We start from the raw sequence: 14,448 nt of genomic DNA on the forward strand, positions 1-14,448 counted from the left end.
GCATTGCGCCTGGCCGGTCTCGCCGATGTTCTTGTTCGTGCCGCACGCATCATGAAAGCTCCTTCGACCAGTTGATGGCGTTGACATAGACGCCGAGCGGATTGGCTTTGAGCCGGTCGGCGTTGCGGGGTTGCTGGATCACGATTGTGAGGATTGCGGTCCAGCGCTCGGTGCCGGCCAGATTGCCATTCTCGTAGCGGCGCTCGATCCAGGCGACGCGGAACGAATCCGGCGAAGCACGGATGACGCTGGAAACCTCGATGGCGACCTGGAGTTTGCCCACTTTGGCAAAAGGGTCGTTCAAGCGAGCGTAATCATTGAGGGAAATGGCGCCGCGGTCTGTGGTGTAATCGTAGGCGCGAAGCCAGTTTTGGCGGACGATGACCGGGTCGGCCGGAATGCTTCTGACCTGTTCGATGAGGCGGGCCAGATGCCAGGCGATCTGAGGATCGGTCGGCCGATAGTCGGCAACGGCCGGGGCGACAACCTGCGCCTCGCCAAACTTGTCGACCTGAACCACCCAGGGAACCACCGAGCCGCGCGTCGACTGCCAGACCAATGCGGATGCAAAACCGCCGGCCAGGACGAGCGAGCCGAAGGCCATCAGCCGCCAGTTTTTCGCCTGGACGCGAGCCGAGCCGATGCGCTCGTCCCAAATCTGGGCGGCACGCTGATATGGCGTCTCGGGATGAGGCGTTTTTCCGTAACGAACAGAAGGGCGTTTAAAGGGGGTCATCGGCGGTCGTCCTGATCGAGGGAAACATTCATCGAACCGCCGCCATGATCGCTGGAGTGGACTGAATGCGCGGCGATGCTGGCGCCGTGGCTCATGGCCTGGCCGCGCTTCATGCGTTTTGCCCAGGTTGGCGGCGAGTCCGCACTGGAGTCGGCGGTGTCACCCGAGGAAGCTCTTCCCACTGACTGTTCTCCATTCGTCGCAGCCCAAGCTGCCAAACGGCCGGCCTCGTAGCTGTCGGACAGGGCTGACGCGGCGCGCGACATTGACTGCTTGACGGGTTGAACAGCAGCGCTGGCACCAGCCTTGGCGACACCCGCCATGCCGGCGGCGATTGAGCCAGCACCACTTCTTCCGGATGTGGCTGCGCCAAGTTCCCAGGCGGCCGAAGTGCTGCCGGCCAGGTGTGCGCCGCCGCGTGCGGCTGCTGCCGATATGCGTCCACCGGCATTGAGTGCGCCTGCAGCACCGCCTATTGCGGCGCGGGCACCCATAGCGCTGGCAAGGCCAAGGCCGCCAGCCGCGAGGCTCGTGCCAACAGCGGCACCTGCGCCCAGTTGCGGGGCACCAGAGACCAGCCCCGTCGCAATGCCGGGACCGAAGATCGACAGCCCCATCAGCGACAGAGCACCCAGGACAAGCGACAGCGCATCTGTGATCGTGGGTTGTTCGGCGCCAAAGCCGTGGGTGAACTCGCCGAAGAGACCCGAGCCGATGCCGACGATGACGGCAAGCACTAGGATCTTCACGCCGGAGGCGACGATGTTGCCGAGCACCTTTTCAGCGAGGAAGGCGGTCCGGTTGAACAGCGCGAAGGGGAGCAGCACAAACCCGGCAAGCGTTGTCAGCTTGAATTCGACCAGCGTGACGAAAATCTGGACGGCCAGAAGAAAGAACGCAATCAGTACGATGGCCCAGGCGATCATAAGCACTACGATCTGGACGAAATTCTCGAAGAAAGAGACGTAGCCCATCAGCTGGCTGGCGGCCTCGAGGATCGGATTGCCGGCGTCGATGCCGACTTGCGCGACGCGGCCCGGCTGCAGCAATGCCGAGCCTGAAAGTGCCGAGCCTCCAGCCTTCAGGCCGAGCCCGGAAAAACTCTCGAAGACGATGCCGGCCAGACGGTTGAAGTTGCCGATGATGAAGGCGAAGAAGCCGATATAGAGCGTCTTCTTCACCAGCCGGTGCAGCACGTCCTCGTCAGCGCCCCAGGCCCAGAACAGGCCGCCAATCGTGATGTCGATGACGATCAGCGTGGAGGTCAGGAATGCCACCTCGCCGCCGAGCAGCCCAAACCCGGAATCGATGTAGCGGGTGAAAGTTTCGAGGAAGCGATCGATCACGCCGGTGTCGTTCATGGCGCCACCGTTTCCGGATGATGCCGGTCTTCCGCGAGAGGTGGTGTTGGCGGTTGGAGCGGCAACATTCGGCTCGGGTCTTTTTCGATCGACGGAGCCGCATTTGGCGCTACGGGACGAGATGGCCGCAGGAAGCGTCGGCGGTTTTCCGCCCAGGCTTTCCTGCAGGCGTCGTCATCAATCGCCGCCATGCCAATGTCCCGGCATCGGGCAAGTTCGACGCTTGCCGGCTCGCCGCCCGGATGTGCGGAGCGCGGGGAGGACGCGTCCTGTGAGCCGTCGCCGCGCAGCGCCATGAAGGCGGCGGTCATGGCGGCGCCAAGGGCGAGAACGGCTGTCATCCGAGCGGCGATCTTGAGATCCATGCGTCTTCGCCTCAGTCGTGGAACATTTTTACGGATGACGGGCTGTAGCTGCTGCCCGTCATGAAACGGCTGAACTGTTCCCGCGCCTGCTCCTGCGCTGCCGCCCTCCTTGCCTGCTCAAGGGCCTCGGCTCTTCCTTGTGCCGCCAGCATCGCGGTAAGATCGGCAACTTGCTTGGCCTGCAGGGCAAGAAGCTGGTTGCCGGCCTGCGTCGCCTGCAGCACGCCGACAGCCGACTGGCTGGCGCTGACCAGCGCGCTCGTCTGCTCTTGTGTCCCTGCGATGTTGTCGACTGCGACGGCGCCGGTTTTCAGCGAATGCTCGAAGGCAGACACCGAGGTCTGCCAGCGTTGATGCGCACCCTCAACAAGCTGCTGGCTGGAGAGATCCGAACCGAAATTCTTGTAAGTGGAGGCAAACTGGCTCTCGATGTCCTGGACGCTATAGGCCAGCTTCTCGGCCTCGCCGAGCAGGGCCTTCATCTCGGAAAAATTGCCCTCGATCTGGCCAAGCAGCGAGGTCGGCAGCGAAGTGAGATTCTTCGCCTGGTTGATCAGCATCTGCGCTTCGTTTTGCAGCGAGGTGATCTGGTTATGGATCTGCTCCAGGGCGCGCGATGCCGAAAGCAGGTTTTCGGCATAGTTCCTGGGATCGAACACGATCAGCGCCGATGCTGGTGCCGATGAAAGCGCCGTGGCGACCGCGATGGCGCCGGCTGCCGCCATGCGACGGATAAGGCTGCCTGCAAGAACGGAATTCATGACGAAATCTCCTCTGTGGACTGGTCGATCACATTGGTGAGATTTGGGATGAGGTCGGCCGCCCAGGAGAGACCGCGCTCCGCTAGCCAAGCCTCGAGAAAATGGTCTCGGCCGGCCTCGGCGATAATCCGTTCGATCGCGGCCTGGTCCGATTTGGACGACGTGGCGCAGAGCGCCAGCGCGATCGGACCGAGCCCCAGTTCGAACAGGCGGTTGCCGCGGCGGCTTTGACAGTAATAGTCGCGCTTCGGTATCGCCCGGGCGATGATCTCGATCTGGCGATCGTTGAGACCAAAGCGTCGGTAGATCTCGGTGATCTGTGGCTCGATGGCGCGCTCGTTTGGCAAGAACAACCGCGTCGGGCAGCTTTCAACTATTGCCGGCGCGATTGGCGATCCGTCGATGTCGGAAAGCGACTGCGTGGCGAAGACCACGCTGGCGTTCTTCTTTCTCAGCGTCTTCAGCCATTCGCGCAGCTGGTCGGCGAAACCGCCATCGTCGAGCGCCAGCCAGCCCTCGTCGATGAGCAGCAGTGTTGGCCGGCCGTCCATCCTCTGCTCGATGCGGTGGAACAGATAGGCAAGCACCGCGGGAGCAGCACCTGTGCCGATCAGGCCCTCGGTTTCGAACGCCTGGACGGAGGCTTCGCCGAGACGCTCATGCTCGGCATCAAGCAGATGGCCATAAGCACCGCCGATACAATAGGGACCAAGCGCCTGTTTCAGTAGCGAGGACTGCAGCAGCACGGACAGGCCAGTCAGCGTCCTCTCCTGGACTGGCGCAGAAGCGAGCGACGTCAGCGCCGACCACAGATGTTCCTTGACCTGCGGCGTGATGGCCACGCCTTCGCGCAGTAGAATGTCGAAAAGCCAGTCGGCCGCCCAGGCCCGCTCTGGCGTATGATGGATGCGGGCAAGCGGCTGCAGCGACACGGTGTGAACGTCGTCCGACAGATCGGCCAAGGTGAGCAAGGACAACGGATCGTCAGACCCCTGCCCGCCTGGGGCATTGCTTCCGAGACTGTGCCAATCGCCATTCATGGCGAGCATGGCCGCGCAGATTGAGCCGCCGAAATCGAAGCCAAAGACCTGGCTGTTTTGGTACCGCCGGAACTGAAGCGCGATCATCGCCAACAGGACCGACTTGCCGGCGCCGGTCGGGCCGATGACGAGAGTGTGGCCGACATCTCCAACATGCAGGCTGAACCGGAACGGCGTGGCGTCTTCCGTTCTGGCGAAGAACAGCGGCGGAGCGCCAAAGTGCTCATCCTCGATCGGCCCTGCCCAGACCGCGGAGAGCGGAATCATGTGCGCGAGGTTGAGCGTGGAAAGCGGCGGCTGGCGAATATTGGCATAGACATGGCCAGGGATACTGCCCAGCCAAGCCTCGACAGCGTTGACGCTTTCGGCGATGCAGGTGAAGTCCCTGCCCTGAATGATCTTTTCGACCCGACGCAGCTTTTCGTCGGAAATCGAGGGATCGGCATCCCAGACAGTCACGGTGGCGGTGACATAGGCTTCGCCGATCTGGTCAGAGCCCAGATCCTGGAGCGCTGCGTCCGCATCGGCCGCCTTGTTGGCGGCATCCGTGTCGACGAGAACGGACGCCTCGTTGGTCATCACCTCCTTGAGGATCGCGGCGACAGATTTCCGTTTCGCGAACCACTGACGGCGTATCTTCGTCACCAGCTTGGTCGCGTCGGTCTTGTCGAGCATGATCGCCCGCGTCGACCAGCGGTAGGGGAAGGCAAGGCGATTAAGGTCGTCGAGAATCCCCGGGAAGGTCATCGTCGGAAACCCGGTGATGGTGAGTGTGCGCAGATGCGCCTCGCCAAGCCTCGGCTCTAACCCGCCGGCCAGCGGCTGATCGACAAGCAGGCCATCGAGATGCATCGGCGTTTCTGGTACGCGAACGCCATGCCGCTTGGTCGAAATGGTTGAGTGCAGGTAACTCAGCGTCTCCCCATCGTCGAGCCAGTCAGATTCCGGAACGAAGCCTTCGATGAGGTTGAGCACGCGGTCGGTGCGATCGACAAAACTCTTCAGGAGCTCCCACGGATCGACACCGGTCTTTTCCCGGCCTTCGTAGAGCCAGCTCTCCATTCGCGACGCCTCCTCGGCCGGAGGCAGCCACACGAAGGTGAGAAAGTAGCTGCTTTCAAACAGCACACCGGAGTCTTCGAACTGTTCGCGACGCTCGATGTCGAGAAGTGCGGATGCACAATCCGGGAACCGGCTGTCGGGGTAGCCGCTGGCGGGATTGCGCTGCGCTTCGACAAAAATTGCCCAGCCGGAGCCGAGACGGCGCAGCGCGCCGTTGAGCCGCGCGGTTTTGCCGACCAGCTCGGCCGGCGTGGCGGAGTCCAGATCCGGCCCGCGAAAACGCGCCGTTCTTTGAAAACTGCCGTCCTTGTTGAGCACCACGCCCGGCGCCACCAGGGCGGCCCAAGGCAGATAATCGACGAGGCTGGCACTCTTCTTTCGGTATTCCGCGAGGTTCATCATGGCGAAAACCTCAACATCCGAAATGCGTGGGATAGCGAAGGTGCCGGCGAACCACATCGATGAATTGCGCATCGCGCTTTGCCGCCCAGACGGCCACAACATGCCCGACCGCCCAGATGATGAGCCCCGCGATCCACAAACGAAGTCCCAATCCGACCGCGCCGGCCAGCGTGCCGTTGGCAATCGCGACTGCACGCGGCGCGCCGCCGAGCAGGATCGGTTCGGTGAGTGCGCGATGAACCGGCGCGAAAAACCCACGGATCTCCTCATCCATCAGATCAGCGCTCCGCCGCCGAAGGAGAAAAAGGACAGGAAGAACGAACTTGCCGCGAAAGCGATCGACAGCCCGAAGACGATCTGGATCAGCCGGCGAAATCCGCCTGAGGTGTCGCCGAAGGCGAGCGAAAGGCCGGTGATGATGATGATGGTCACCGCCACGATCTTGGCGACTGGTCCCTCGATCGATTCGAGGATTTGCTGAAGCGGCTCCTCCCAGGGCATGGAAGAACCGGCAGCATGGGCGGGTGCAATCATCATGATCGCAGCGGTCGCCGCATACGACAGCTCCACGACAGGCTTGCGGAAAGCCGATGAATTGAAGCGGATCTGGGTCATTCTGAAGCTCCATAGGGCGAGTGGTGATTCAAGGTCGTTGTGGTCTCGAGATTTGCTTCCAGGGTGCGATAGTCGCCGGTGGCCGGATCGAGCCCGTCGACCAAGGCGATCTCGACGAGCCGGCGCGCTGAGCCGCGGCCAGCGAGAACCGCGATGAGATCTATGGTTTCGCCAATCAGTGCGCGCGGAACCGTAACGACGGCCTCCTGCACGAGCTGCTCCAGTCGGCGCAGTGCGCCAATGGCAGAATTGGCGTGAATGGTGCCGATGCCGCCGGGATGGCCGGTGCCCCAGGCCTTCAACAGATCGAGCGCTTCCGCGCCGCGTACCTCGCCGATCGGAATGCGATCGGGCCGAAGTCGCAACGACGACTTCACCAGATCGGAAAGCGAGGCGACACCATCCTTGGTGCGCAGCGCCACAAGATTGGGCGCAGCACACTGCAACTCGCGCGTATCCTCGATCAGCACGACGCGGTCGGCGGATTTGGCCAGCTCCGCCAAAAGCGCGTTGACCAGCGTGGTCTTGCCCGTCGATGTGCCGCCGGCCACCAGCACGTTCTTCCGTGTCTCCACGGCAAGCTGCAGGACGTCAGCCTGGCCTTCGGTCATGATGCCGGCGGCGACATAGTCTTGAAGCGTGAACACCGCGACTGCCGGCTTGCGGATGGCGAATGTTGGTGCCGCGACAACAGGCGGCAACAGACCCTCGAACCGGTCGCCGGTTCCAGGCAGTTCAGCCGAAACGCGCGGCGAGCCCGAATGCACCTCCGCACCGACATGGTGCGCCACCAGCCTGACGATCCGTTCGCCGTCGGCCGCGATCAGGATTTCATTGCTTGCAACGAGTCCTTCGCTGAGACGATCAACCCACAGGCGACCGTCGGGATTCAGCATCACCTCGACAATGGCTGGATCGTCAAGGAAGGCTGCTATGGCCGGGCCGAGAGCGGTGCGGAGCATGCGCGCGCCGCGCGACACCACTCTCTTGCTGGCATGATGGTTGGTCGCCATGCGGGGTCCCCGTTTCTCGCCACGAACTGTTTCGTGCCGCGGTCGGGGATCATTAGAAAAGGCAGGAGCGTCGGCCTTGCAACAAGCAAAGCCGGCGATCGTGCGATGACGTGCAGAGACTTGCGAAATGCGGTGCCGCGACCGCGATAGCTCAGCAACCCGGTGCCCGACTGGCCATCGCCGCTCAAAAAGAACAGGCGGCTATATCTACGAGAAGGCATATCTGCTGCTGGCATCGACCAACAAGGATCGCTTTCGCCGATCGAGACCCACCGACCAGTGTCATCGACCGCCCGACACTTCAAGGGGTGATGTCTTCCATCAGCAGCGCCACCATCTCGTCGGCGTCCCTGCCGCGAAGTTCGGCGCCGCCGCGAGCAGCCGGTTGGCGCGACGAGCCACGTCCACACAGAGGTCGGCCCCCGGCGCGGCGCGGCTGTAGGCGAGGCTAGCAGGTATGTTGAAGAGCCTAGAGAACTATGGTAGAAATTGTCAGAAAGGTAGATTTTTGGAGTTTCTCGTGTCCCTGAACATCAAAAATCCGGCCACCGTTGCTCTCGCCGATGAACTCGCACGCCGCCAGGGTATCACTAAGACAGCAGCCATTCACCAGGCCCTTAGCGAGCGCTTGCATCGCTTGGGCTTTGGAGAGACCGCTCAGGAGCGTCTGGTGGCAGAATTGCGCGCCATCCGAGAAAGAGTGGCACGATTGCCTGAACTGGATAATCGCAGCGACGAGGAGATCATCGGGTATGACGAGCATGGAATTCCTAACTGATGGTGATCGATACCTCAGCTGTTGTAGCGATCCTTCGGAGCGAGCCTGAGGCAGCAAGGCTGGAACGAGCGCTGGTCTCCGACCCAATCCGTCTGGTCCCGGCAACCTGCGTGCTCGAGGCACGCATGGTGCTGGTCAGCAGGCGCGGCGAACACGCGTTGGCCGAGATCGATCTTTGGCTGCGCAAAATCGAGGCCGACATCATTCCTGTCGACTCCGAATTGGTTGATCTGGCGACCCAGGGTTGGCTGACCTACGGCAAGGGCCACCACCCGGCGGCACTGAATTTTGCCGATTGCCTCTCCTATGCTTTGGCAAAGCGTGCAGACGAACCGCTGCTTTTCATCGGCAAAGACTTCTCCCAAACGGATATCGAACCGGCATGAGCACGAGACTCTAAGATCATCGGCTGTCTCCAGCTTGAACCCTGTAATAGCGCCCAATCAGTTTCGATTCTGTCGGCTGGGCCTGCATCAAGGGGCGTCATGCCAATTGGTCCCAAAGCAGAGCAAGCTGGCGTCTTTCGTCCCTTCGATCTGGCGCTGCTGGGCCGCGTCTTCGATCGGTTGGAAGTTGAGGGCCAATCCAGCCGGCCAACATGTAGCTCAGACATTCACGGCCGCGACGCTGGTCGCGCGAATAAATGATGGGCTTCGTCGAAAACGGCCCTTGGTAGGACCCGAAGCTCGCTTGCTTTGTAGGGGAGATGCTCGAGATATTGCGTCGTCAGCCAGGCAACCACTTGCGCTTGGGCCAGGTCGCGACGGCGCTTGATTGGCTCGCGATCAGCTCGTTTTGAGACCCAGAATTTGTGAGCGGCAAAAATACGCGGATCGGGAACCACGAGCCGCAACGGTCCGCCTTTTTCATCGATGGCGATTGCTTCGAAAGCAGGGGCATTTTCCAACCATGCCAGGCCGGCGATCTCGGCGGGCACCAATTCGTCGTCGGCCTTCCCGACAGTTTCCCGGCTCGGCTTCCACGCCGGGTTTGCAAGCGGTTTGATCAGATCCACGAGGTATCCGTCGCGGTTCACCGCGCGGAACGTGGCGGATGAACGCTCGAAAGACCGATCGACCTTGCGCAAAAGGTTGATGAGCGCTCCATGTTCGACGTTGGCGCCAGACATGATCCGGAGGGACTGGCGCGAGTCCATGAGGAGATCGATATCTTGGGTCGATGTGATTCCGGGATCCACGAACACTCCGGCCGCCGCCTCATAGGCGTAGATCGCATTCGTGCCGGCAATACGAATGCCTTCCCCGAGAAGACCGGCGTTATCTATTGCCCTGATAATTCTTGCGGCGATCAGGGGAACACGTCCAAGTCGGAGCGCGCGATTGACAGCAGATTGGCGCTCCATCTGCTCCTGTCGCGCAGAGAGCGTTTCTTGGGCGGACGCGCGAGCTGTTTCCCAATCCGCCTTGACAGCTTCGCTCGCCGGCGAGCGCCGACCCTCTGCCTTTTGGTGTCGTACGCCAGCGGCGTCGTAGTAGCTTCGCATCAAGTGGTCAATGCCGTTCACGGTGTGCCAGACGAGGGATCCCCGAAAGCTCTTCGCCTTCCTTTGGGCCTCCTTGAGCGCAATGAAGCGTTGGTCGGAATTGACTTTTTCCCGACGCTGATCGTTATTTAATTCAACAAAATCAGCCAATTCAACAGTTACCCTGCATTTAGCTCCGAGCTGTTGCAATACACAATAGGCGGCGGAGCGGCCAGTTGCAACAGCTCTCACGTGATTCCATTGCGACTGTTGAAGTAGCTGTATTAATTAAAAAATATGACGACAGAGCAGCTTTTCTACGGCAACGCAGTCGAAGCAAAAGCGCCGCTCGGACACGGCCTTCGCTGGTTCCATTCGATCCGCAGACCGGGCCGGTGCAAACGGTGTGAGAAAGGCTACCAAAGTGGCGGAACAAATCATGATCATTTCTCATTGTGGTGATCATCAAGGGAGATTGATCATGGCCGACCGGCACAACCCAAAAATCGAGACATCGGCAAATGTCGAAAAGGACCCGGAAGATTGGGTCAGCGGAGATGACCCAATGACTCCCGCACAAGCCTCCTATTTGAAAACTCTGGCCGAACAGGCCGACGACCCTGACGCCTATGCTGGCGGCCTCAGCAAGGCGGAAGCTTCTAAACGCATTGATGTACTCCGGGAGAAGTTGGGCCTGTAGCGTCCGCTCGTGGGCTTTCGTATCCAGCGAAGGACAGCTCGAGCGGGTCGAATTTGGACAGTTTTGCTGCAGGTTGTGACCCGTGCTATTTAATTTTTCTGATTCAGCGCATTGCCGCTCGACTCGCGATCGAGACGACAGACGGCGGATGGGAGCGGCTTTTAGGGTGCAGCAGCCCGGCATCCGCCCTAAGCTCACCAAGACCTCGCGCCCGCTGGTCCAATCCTGCTGTCGAAACAGATCAGGACGTCCCGATGATGGCGATGGTCTGCAGAGACACAAAAAGGACAAGGGCGATTGCAGCGCCCCAGAAGAGAACTTTTTCGGTGCCGCGTTGCTCTTCCTCGCGAGATATGTCTTTCGCCATTGCATGCATCCTTTGCGAAGGTCAACGACTTAGCAACGTGCCGCGCGAAGACTGAGTTCCTGCAACTATCTTGCCCCTTCGGCACTGAGAGAAAGCTCTCGGAATCAAGCCTCGTGTTGTCCAACCGTCGGTTGGTGGACGCATTGCAGCTGATGCATCTAAAGTCCCTGTGATCCACGCGCACAGGGCATGCCGACCCCGAGCCCCCGCCCGGTGCAACAGCGCTTGATCGCCCCCGCCGCACCAACCTGTGCGGCGGGCTTTTTTACTCACGCGATGGAACACCGGCGCGCAGGGAAAGTTCTGCCCACGCAGCAACTCTTTCCCTCATATTTTTGCTGCCAGATCGGATATCTCCGATCGGCCCGCGTCGTTCTTATCCTCCGGCGACGCGGGCTCGCCGTCCTCGCTATCGGTTGAGTAGCCACAGAACAAACGAAAGCACGATGCTGATCAGAATCCCGGTGCCGATCGGAACATAAAACGTGAAGTTCTCACGTTGGATCACGATGTCACCGGGCAATCTGCCCAGACCGATCCGAGACACCCAAGGCCACAATAGGCCTATGGCAACTATGATCAAACCAACGACGATCAGAGTTCTGGACATGGCGGCATCCGACCGGGACTATGGTGGCTGCCCTTGGCTGGGCTCATTCTCATTGCTGTTTTGCTGTCGTTGCGCCTCAATTTCTCTTGGTTCTTCCTGTCTATCTTCGCTGTCTCGTAGTCAGCATCGCCGACTGCGCGAAGCAATTCGTCCTGGTCAGGGCCTACGGTGTCCCAAATGCTCAGAGTCGTCGATGCCTTATCACCAATCCGTCCGAATGCCGTTCTCCTCGTTGATCGCCGCCGAGGATACCTGGTATCGTTGCGGGCACCCAAAGGAACTTCTCGTCCGGCGTCTTTAATTCATGGAGGCAAACAATTCGTATGCAGTCATTGGGCAGTTGACGACGCCCTTTACGTTGAAGGTTGCGACGGTGGTCATTCTCACCTCAAGCCGATCCGCTCCATCGCACCCGCGGATTGCCGTGACAATGCCCCCTTTCCCCGCCCGGCCTGAAGTGCTTAGCTGTCGTCCTTATAAGACTTGGCGGCTTCATCGATCTTACGCCAATCGTTTCCGTGGCGCCGCACAAGCTCTCGCGCTTGGGCTGGCGACACACTTTGCGTTTCGACGATGTGGTTCACTTCCGTCTCCTCGCCTTTCAGGGGACGCGAACGAGGGCTAGTTGGCCGTCTGGCCGTTGGGTTTTCTGCATCTCGTCTGGGCATGAGTGGACCTCTCCTGGAGCAGAATAACGATCCGGCGCGGCGAAGGTTTCGCCACGCCGGGCGCGTTGAGCAGTTTCACCGATCGCCTCATTGGCTTCCCCTTGCGGCTCTGACCGTACGTTCTGGTGTTCTTGGACCCAAATGAGCTGCACCGCGTTGTTTGAGAGCAGTGCTGTGCTTTGCAATCTGATGAAAAAATCCGACGCCCCTGGTGCACCGCAGCCAGCTCCTGGTGCCGAAGCGCGCTTTCCGTACGATCGCGCGGCGGTTGAGCGGTTTCGACAGGCATTCCCGCGCGCCAGGTGGAGTGACGAGCGCAGAAGCTGGTTCGTGCCGGGAAAGACTGCCGCGCGGCGCGTCCAGCGCTGGATGGCGCAAGAGGCGGATCTACGAGTAGCATATGATGACAGCAAGGGACGGGATGCCTTCGCCTTCGATCCCCTGTCGAGCCGGTATCTGGAAATCGCGGACGACCTGCGCATCCGCACGCCATATTCGCGGACGGTCCTCGAGGAACTGCGAGCCGTTCCATGGGCGAGCTGGGACGACGAACTGCGGGCCTGGAGGGTGCCTTTCCGCTCATACGAGGAGTTGAGGCGCCATTGGCCAAGCATCGAAAGGGCCGCAGGCCGCGCAGAACCGGACGAGAGGAAACGGCGACGGGAAGCGTCCAAAGACTCCGAGGAAGATAAAGCCGCTAGATTGCGGTATGCCGAACGCAGGCGACGTCGCTATCCATTGCCTGCTGACGATTTACCCCGGCTTGGCCTTACCGTGGCGACGGAGCAATACGGCATCGTCGTCTTCACCGACATTTCGGGTGAACTCGTAGACGCCTCGGAATTAGCAGCGTTCTATCCGCATTTGATCGAGGCGGACGTCGACCATGTCTGGGGCAGATGGCGTCCGGCGACGTTGGCTGAATTGATTAGAACATGGCCCGCTCGGCGTGCTGCCGAGTTAGCGGAACGGCAACGAGGCTGGTGGCAGCCAACGCTGCCCGAGCTCAGGATCGCTCGCCAAAAAGCTCGAAGCCTGGCGCGAAGAAGGGCAAAGCTTGTGTCATCGTTCTAGCCTTTCAGGCCCGGCGCTTCCAGCGTCTGTCCGGTTGCCATTGTGATTGAAATGTCCCCCGATCGGAGCCTCCCATGTGCAACGATAGCGAACAACATATGGCCTGGCTGAATATTACCGGATGATAGCGCCGCTGGCCTTGAATATCCCGAGCCTGAAAACGAATTTGACTTGCGCTTAGGCGCACGACACCCGCATTGACTATTCGGCTCCAATAACCAGCGTGGCAGGTAAAGCCGTCAAGCGGCTTCTATGACGTTTGGAAGCCGGACCTAACGGTGGGCCTGTGTTCAACTTCCGCTCCGAGGGAGCCGTCACTTTGGGAACAGCACGCGATACCTGTTTCCGGCGTCGGCGTTCCTCCGCTCCACGCACCCTTTATGGCCATCGCCGGACCGAGAGGAAGTCCGTCGCTCCGCTAACACGTGGTTGGGCAAGCGCGCCAAGGTCATCGCTGAAATGTTAAACCATTTCTGCAGAATTTGACGCACACAAAGGCCGATCCGAGGCCAACTGGGAGTGCATACCCCAGCTTGGAATTGTGCGGAACCGTACGAAGCCGATTGCAAGCAACCAACCTGGTTGGCCGGGCATTAATTTAGCAAAGCGTGAATTAGGAAAGCATCGGGAGGAACACCATGCTGCACGTTAACATGCCTGGTGAATTTGAGGTCGGCGATGAGGTTGCGCTAGCAGGTATCGTCATCGCGATTCTCCCCAGCGGGCGCGCCAGGGTGAGCATTCCTTCGTATGACCATCCTTATACGATTGATCCGCCACCGAAAGTCCGGGCCGGCGACCGAGTGGTTCTTGTTGGGGACGTTACCCGCATCGATTGCGGAGGGAACAAACTCACTGTGCGCATTGACTGCGGCGGGGTGATTACTGTCGATAAGTCGGCGATCACTAGGCTGAGAAAGCCCCGCCGGGCTCCAACGGGTTAACGCTCCGGCGAGACAACAGCCGGTGTCGGCGCGGGGAAGATGCAAGCGCCTTTGAACAGCCCAAGGGTGCCGCGCTGTCCAGTCGGATATGGAGCGGACGAACGGATAAATGGGAGCTCGACGCTAGGGCAGGCGCCCAGCGTAGCGCGTTCCTGGCGCTTTCGGATTACCGGTGAAGCAAGTCAGATCTTCGCATTCGCGATCGTCGCTCTCGGCAACAGGCGGCGCGCCCGTCCAGGACGCGTGGCACGTGTGCGCTGTGGAAGGAGACGACCAGCACATCCCGTGTGAAGGCAACGCGGCATCCCGCTCGACGGGAACTTTTCTCTGCAGCGAGCGCTTGGTCGCCGGTCAGACGCGATGGGCGCCGGCTCGTATCCATTATGGAGATCACATGTTCGTCCCGCCACCGATGCCCGCAAAAAGTCTGCTTCGGTGCGTCGCGACGGAACTGGACGACATGGTTGCG

Annotated in this window: 15 protein-coding genes; 4 read left to right on the top strand and 11 right to left on the bottom strand. The window is 60.6% G+C overall.

Translation table 11 applies throughout. The annotated features are described in order from the left end of the window. Positions 1-49: 49 nt before the first annotated feature. The 8 genes from trbF to trbB form a co-directional block, all read right to left on the bottom strand. Complete coding sequence (gene trbF, locus NKH05_RS20350) at positions 50-736, bottom strand: conjugal transfer protein TrbF (RefSeq protein WP_353025950.1); 687 nt, start codon at positions 734-736, stop codon at positions 50-52. Next, positions 733-2,097 carry a P-type conjugative transfer protein TrbL gene (gene trbL, locus NKH05_RS20355; RefSeq protein ID WP_353025952.1) on the bottom strand — a complete coding sequence of 455 codons (1,365 nt, stop codon included), beginning with the start codon at positions 2,095-2,097 and terminating at the stop codon, positions 733-735. Before trbL ends, trbF begins: the two co-directional genes overlap by 4 nt. Beyond that, positions 2,094-2,462: a putative entry exclusion protein TrbK-alt gene (gene trbK-alt, locus NKH05_RS20360; protein ID WP_352589147.1), complete on the bottom strand. Its 369-nt coding sequence runs from the start codon at positions 2,460-2,462 to the stop codon at positions 2,094-2,096. Before trbK-alt ends, trbL begins: the two co-directional genes overlap by 4 nt. A gap of 11 nt (positions 2,463-2,473) precedes the next feature. Further along, entirely contained in the window at positions 2,474-3,187 is a 714-nt protein-coding gene (gene trbJ / locus NKH05_RS20365) for a P-type conjugative transfer protein TrbJ (protein WP_353025998.1), read from the bottom strand. 32 nt (positions 3,188-3,219) lie between these two features. Continuing rightward, positions 3,220-5,727, bottom strand: a complete 2,508-nt coding sequence (gene trbE, locus NKH05_RS20370; protein ID WP_352589145.1) for a conjugal transfer protein TrbE — start codon at positions 5,725-5,727, stop codon at positions 3,220-3,222. A 10-nt stretch (positions 5,728-5,737) separates the two neighbouring features. After that, positions 5,738-6,001, bottom strand: a complete 264-nt coding sequence (locus NKH05_RS20375) for a VirB3 family type IV secretion system protein (protein WP_352589142.1) — start codon at positions 5,999-6,001, stop codon at positions 5,738-5,740. Further along, positions 6,001-6,264, bottom strand: a complete 264-nt coding sequence (locus tag NKH05_RS20380; RefSeq protein ID WP_353025999.1) for a TrbC/VirB2 family type IV secretion system protein — start codon at positions 6,262-6,264, stop codon at positions 6,001-6,003. Before NKH05_RS20380 ends, NKH05_RS20375 begins: the two co-directional genes overlap by 1 nt. 74 nt (positions 6,265-6,338) lie before the next feature. Next, positions 6,339-7,355: a P-type conjugative transfer ATPase TrbB gene (trbB, locus tag NKH05_RS20385; protein ID WP_352589139.1), complete on the bottom strand. Its 1,017-nt coding sequence runs from the start codon at positions 7,353-7,355 to the stop codon at positions 6,339-6,341. A 520-nt stretch (positions 7,356-7,875) separates the two neighbouring features. Here trbB and NKH05_RS20390 point away from each other — a divergent pair. Further along, on the top strand, positions 7,876-8,133 hold the full coding sequence (locus tag NKH05_RS20390) for a type II toxin-antitoxin system VapB family antitoxin (protein WP_352814174.1): 258 nt from the start codon (positions 7,876-7,878) through the stop codon (positions 8,131-8,133). Then, positions 8,133-8,519 carry a type II toxin-antitoxin system VapC family toxin gene (locus NKH05_RS20395; RefSeq protein ID WP_352589137.1) on the top strand — a complete coding sequence of 129 codons (387 nt, stop codon included), beginning with the start codon at positions 8,133-8,135 and terminating at the stop codon, positions 8,517-8,519. The genes NKH05_RS20390 and NKH05_RS20395 overlap by 1 nt, the downstream gene beginning before the upstream one ends. Positions 8,520-8,746: 227 nt before the next feature. Here the strand turns inward: NKH05_RS20395 and NKH05_RS20400 are convergent, their stop codons facing one another. After that, complete coding sequence (locus tag NKH05_RS20400) at positions 8,747-9,787, bottom strand: GSU2403 family nucleotidyltransferase fold protein (RefSeq protein WP_352589134.1); 1,041 nt, start codon at positions 9,785-9,787, stop codon at positions 8,747-8,749. 268 nt (positions 9,788-10,055) lie between these two features. On the opposite strand from NKH05_RS20400, the gene NKH05_RS20405 reads away from it, so the two are divergent. After that, the gene (locus NKH05_RS20405) at positions 10,056-10,316 is read left to right on the top strand and encodes a DUF3072 domain-containing protein (protein WP_352884942.1); all 261 of its coding nucleotides are present in this window, start codon (positions 10,056-10,058) and stop codon (positions 10,314-10,316) included. 241 nt (positions 10,317-10,557) lie between these two features. Here NKH05_RS20405 and NKH05_RS20410 read toward each other — a convergent pair whose 3' ends face one another. Both NKH05_RS20410 and NKH05_RS20415 read right to left on the bottom strand, forming a co-directional pair. Next, complete coding sequence (locus NKH05_RS20410; RefSeq protein ID WP_352589128.1) at positions 10,558-10,683, bottom strand: hypothetical protein; 126 nt, start codon at positions 10,681-10,683, stop codon at positions 10,558-10,560. A gap of 409 nt (positions 10,684-11,092) precedes the next feature. Beyond that, the gene (locus NKH05_RS20415) at positions 11,093-11,293 is read right to left on the bottom strand and encodes a DUF2905 domain-containing protein (RefSeq protein ID WP_352589125.1); all 201 of its coding nucleotides are present in this window, start codon (positions 11,291-11,293) and stop codon (positions 11,093-11,095) included. 857 nt (positions 11,294-12,150) lie between these two features. Here NKH05_RS20415 and NKH05_RS20420 point away from each other — a divergent pair. Continuing rightward, complete coding sequence (locus NKH05_RS20420; RefSeq protein ID WP_352589260.1) at positions 12,151-13,035, top strand: hypothetical protein; 885 nt, start codon at positions 12,151-12,153, stop codon at positions 13,033-13,035. Positions 13,036-14,448: the final 1,413 nt, after the last annotated feature.

Origin of the sequence: Mesorhizobium sp. M1399 (assembly GCF_040317735.1) — a bacterium.
Taxonomy (GTDB): Bacteria; Pseudomonadota; Alphaproteobacteria; order Rhizobiales; family Rhizobiaceae; genus Mesorhizobium.

Coding starts and splice junctions, on each gene's coding strand:
- NKH05_RS20375 (WP_352589142.1), bottom strand. CDS start 6,001: ATGGATGAGGAGATCCGTGGGTTTTTCGCGCCGGTTCATCGCGCACTC.
- NKH05_RS20405 (WP_352884942.1), top strand. CDS start 10,056: ATGATCATTTCTCATTGTGGTGATCATCAAGGGAGATTGATCATGGCC.
- NKH05_RS20410 (WP_352589128.1), bottom strand. CDS start 10,683: ATGGCGAAAGACATATCTCGCGAGGAAGAGCAACGCGGCACCGAAAAA.
- trbJ (WP_353025998.1), bottom strand. CDS start 3,187: ATGGCGGCAGCCGGCGCCATCGCGGTCGCCACGGCGCTTTCATCGGCA.
- trbL (WP_353025952.1), bottom strand. CDS start 2,097: ATGAACGACACCGGCGTGATCGATCGCTTCCTCGAAACTTTCACCCGC.
- trbB (WP_352589139.1), bottom strand. CDS start 7,355: ATGGCGACCAACCATCATGCCAGCAAGAGAGTGGTGTCGCGCGGCGCG.
- NKH05_RS20415 (WP_352589125.1), bottom strand. CDS start 11,293: ATGTCCAGAACTCTGATCGTCGTTGGTTTGATCATAGTTGCCATAGGC.
- trbF (WP_353025950.1), bottom strand. CDS start 736: ATGACCCCCTTTAAACGCCCTTCTGTTCGTTACGGAAAAACGCCTCAT.
- NKH05_RS20395 (WP_352589137.1), top strand. CDS start 8,133: ATGGTGATCGATACCTCAGCTGTTGTAGCGATCCTTCGGAGCGAGCCT.
- trbK-alt (WP_352589147.1), bottom strand. CDS start 2,462: ATGGATCTCAAGATCGCCGCTCGGATGACAGCCGTTCTCGCCCTTGGC.
- NKH05_RS20380 (WP_353025999.1), bottom strand. CDS start 6,264: ATGATGATTGCACCCGCCCATGCTGCCGGTTCTTCCATGCCCTGGGAG.
- trbE (WP_352589145.1), bottom strand. CDS start 5,727: ATGATGAACCTCGCGGAATACCGAAAGAAGAGTGCCAGCCTCGTCGAT.
- NKH05_RS20420 (WP_352589260.1), top strand. CDS start 12,151: ATGAAAAAATCCGACGCCCCTGGTGCACCGCAGCCAGCTCCTGGTGCC.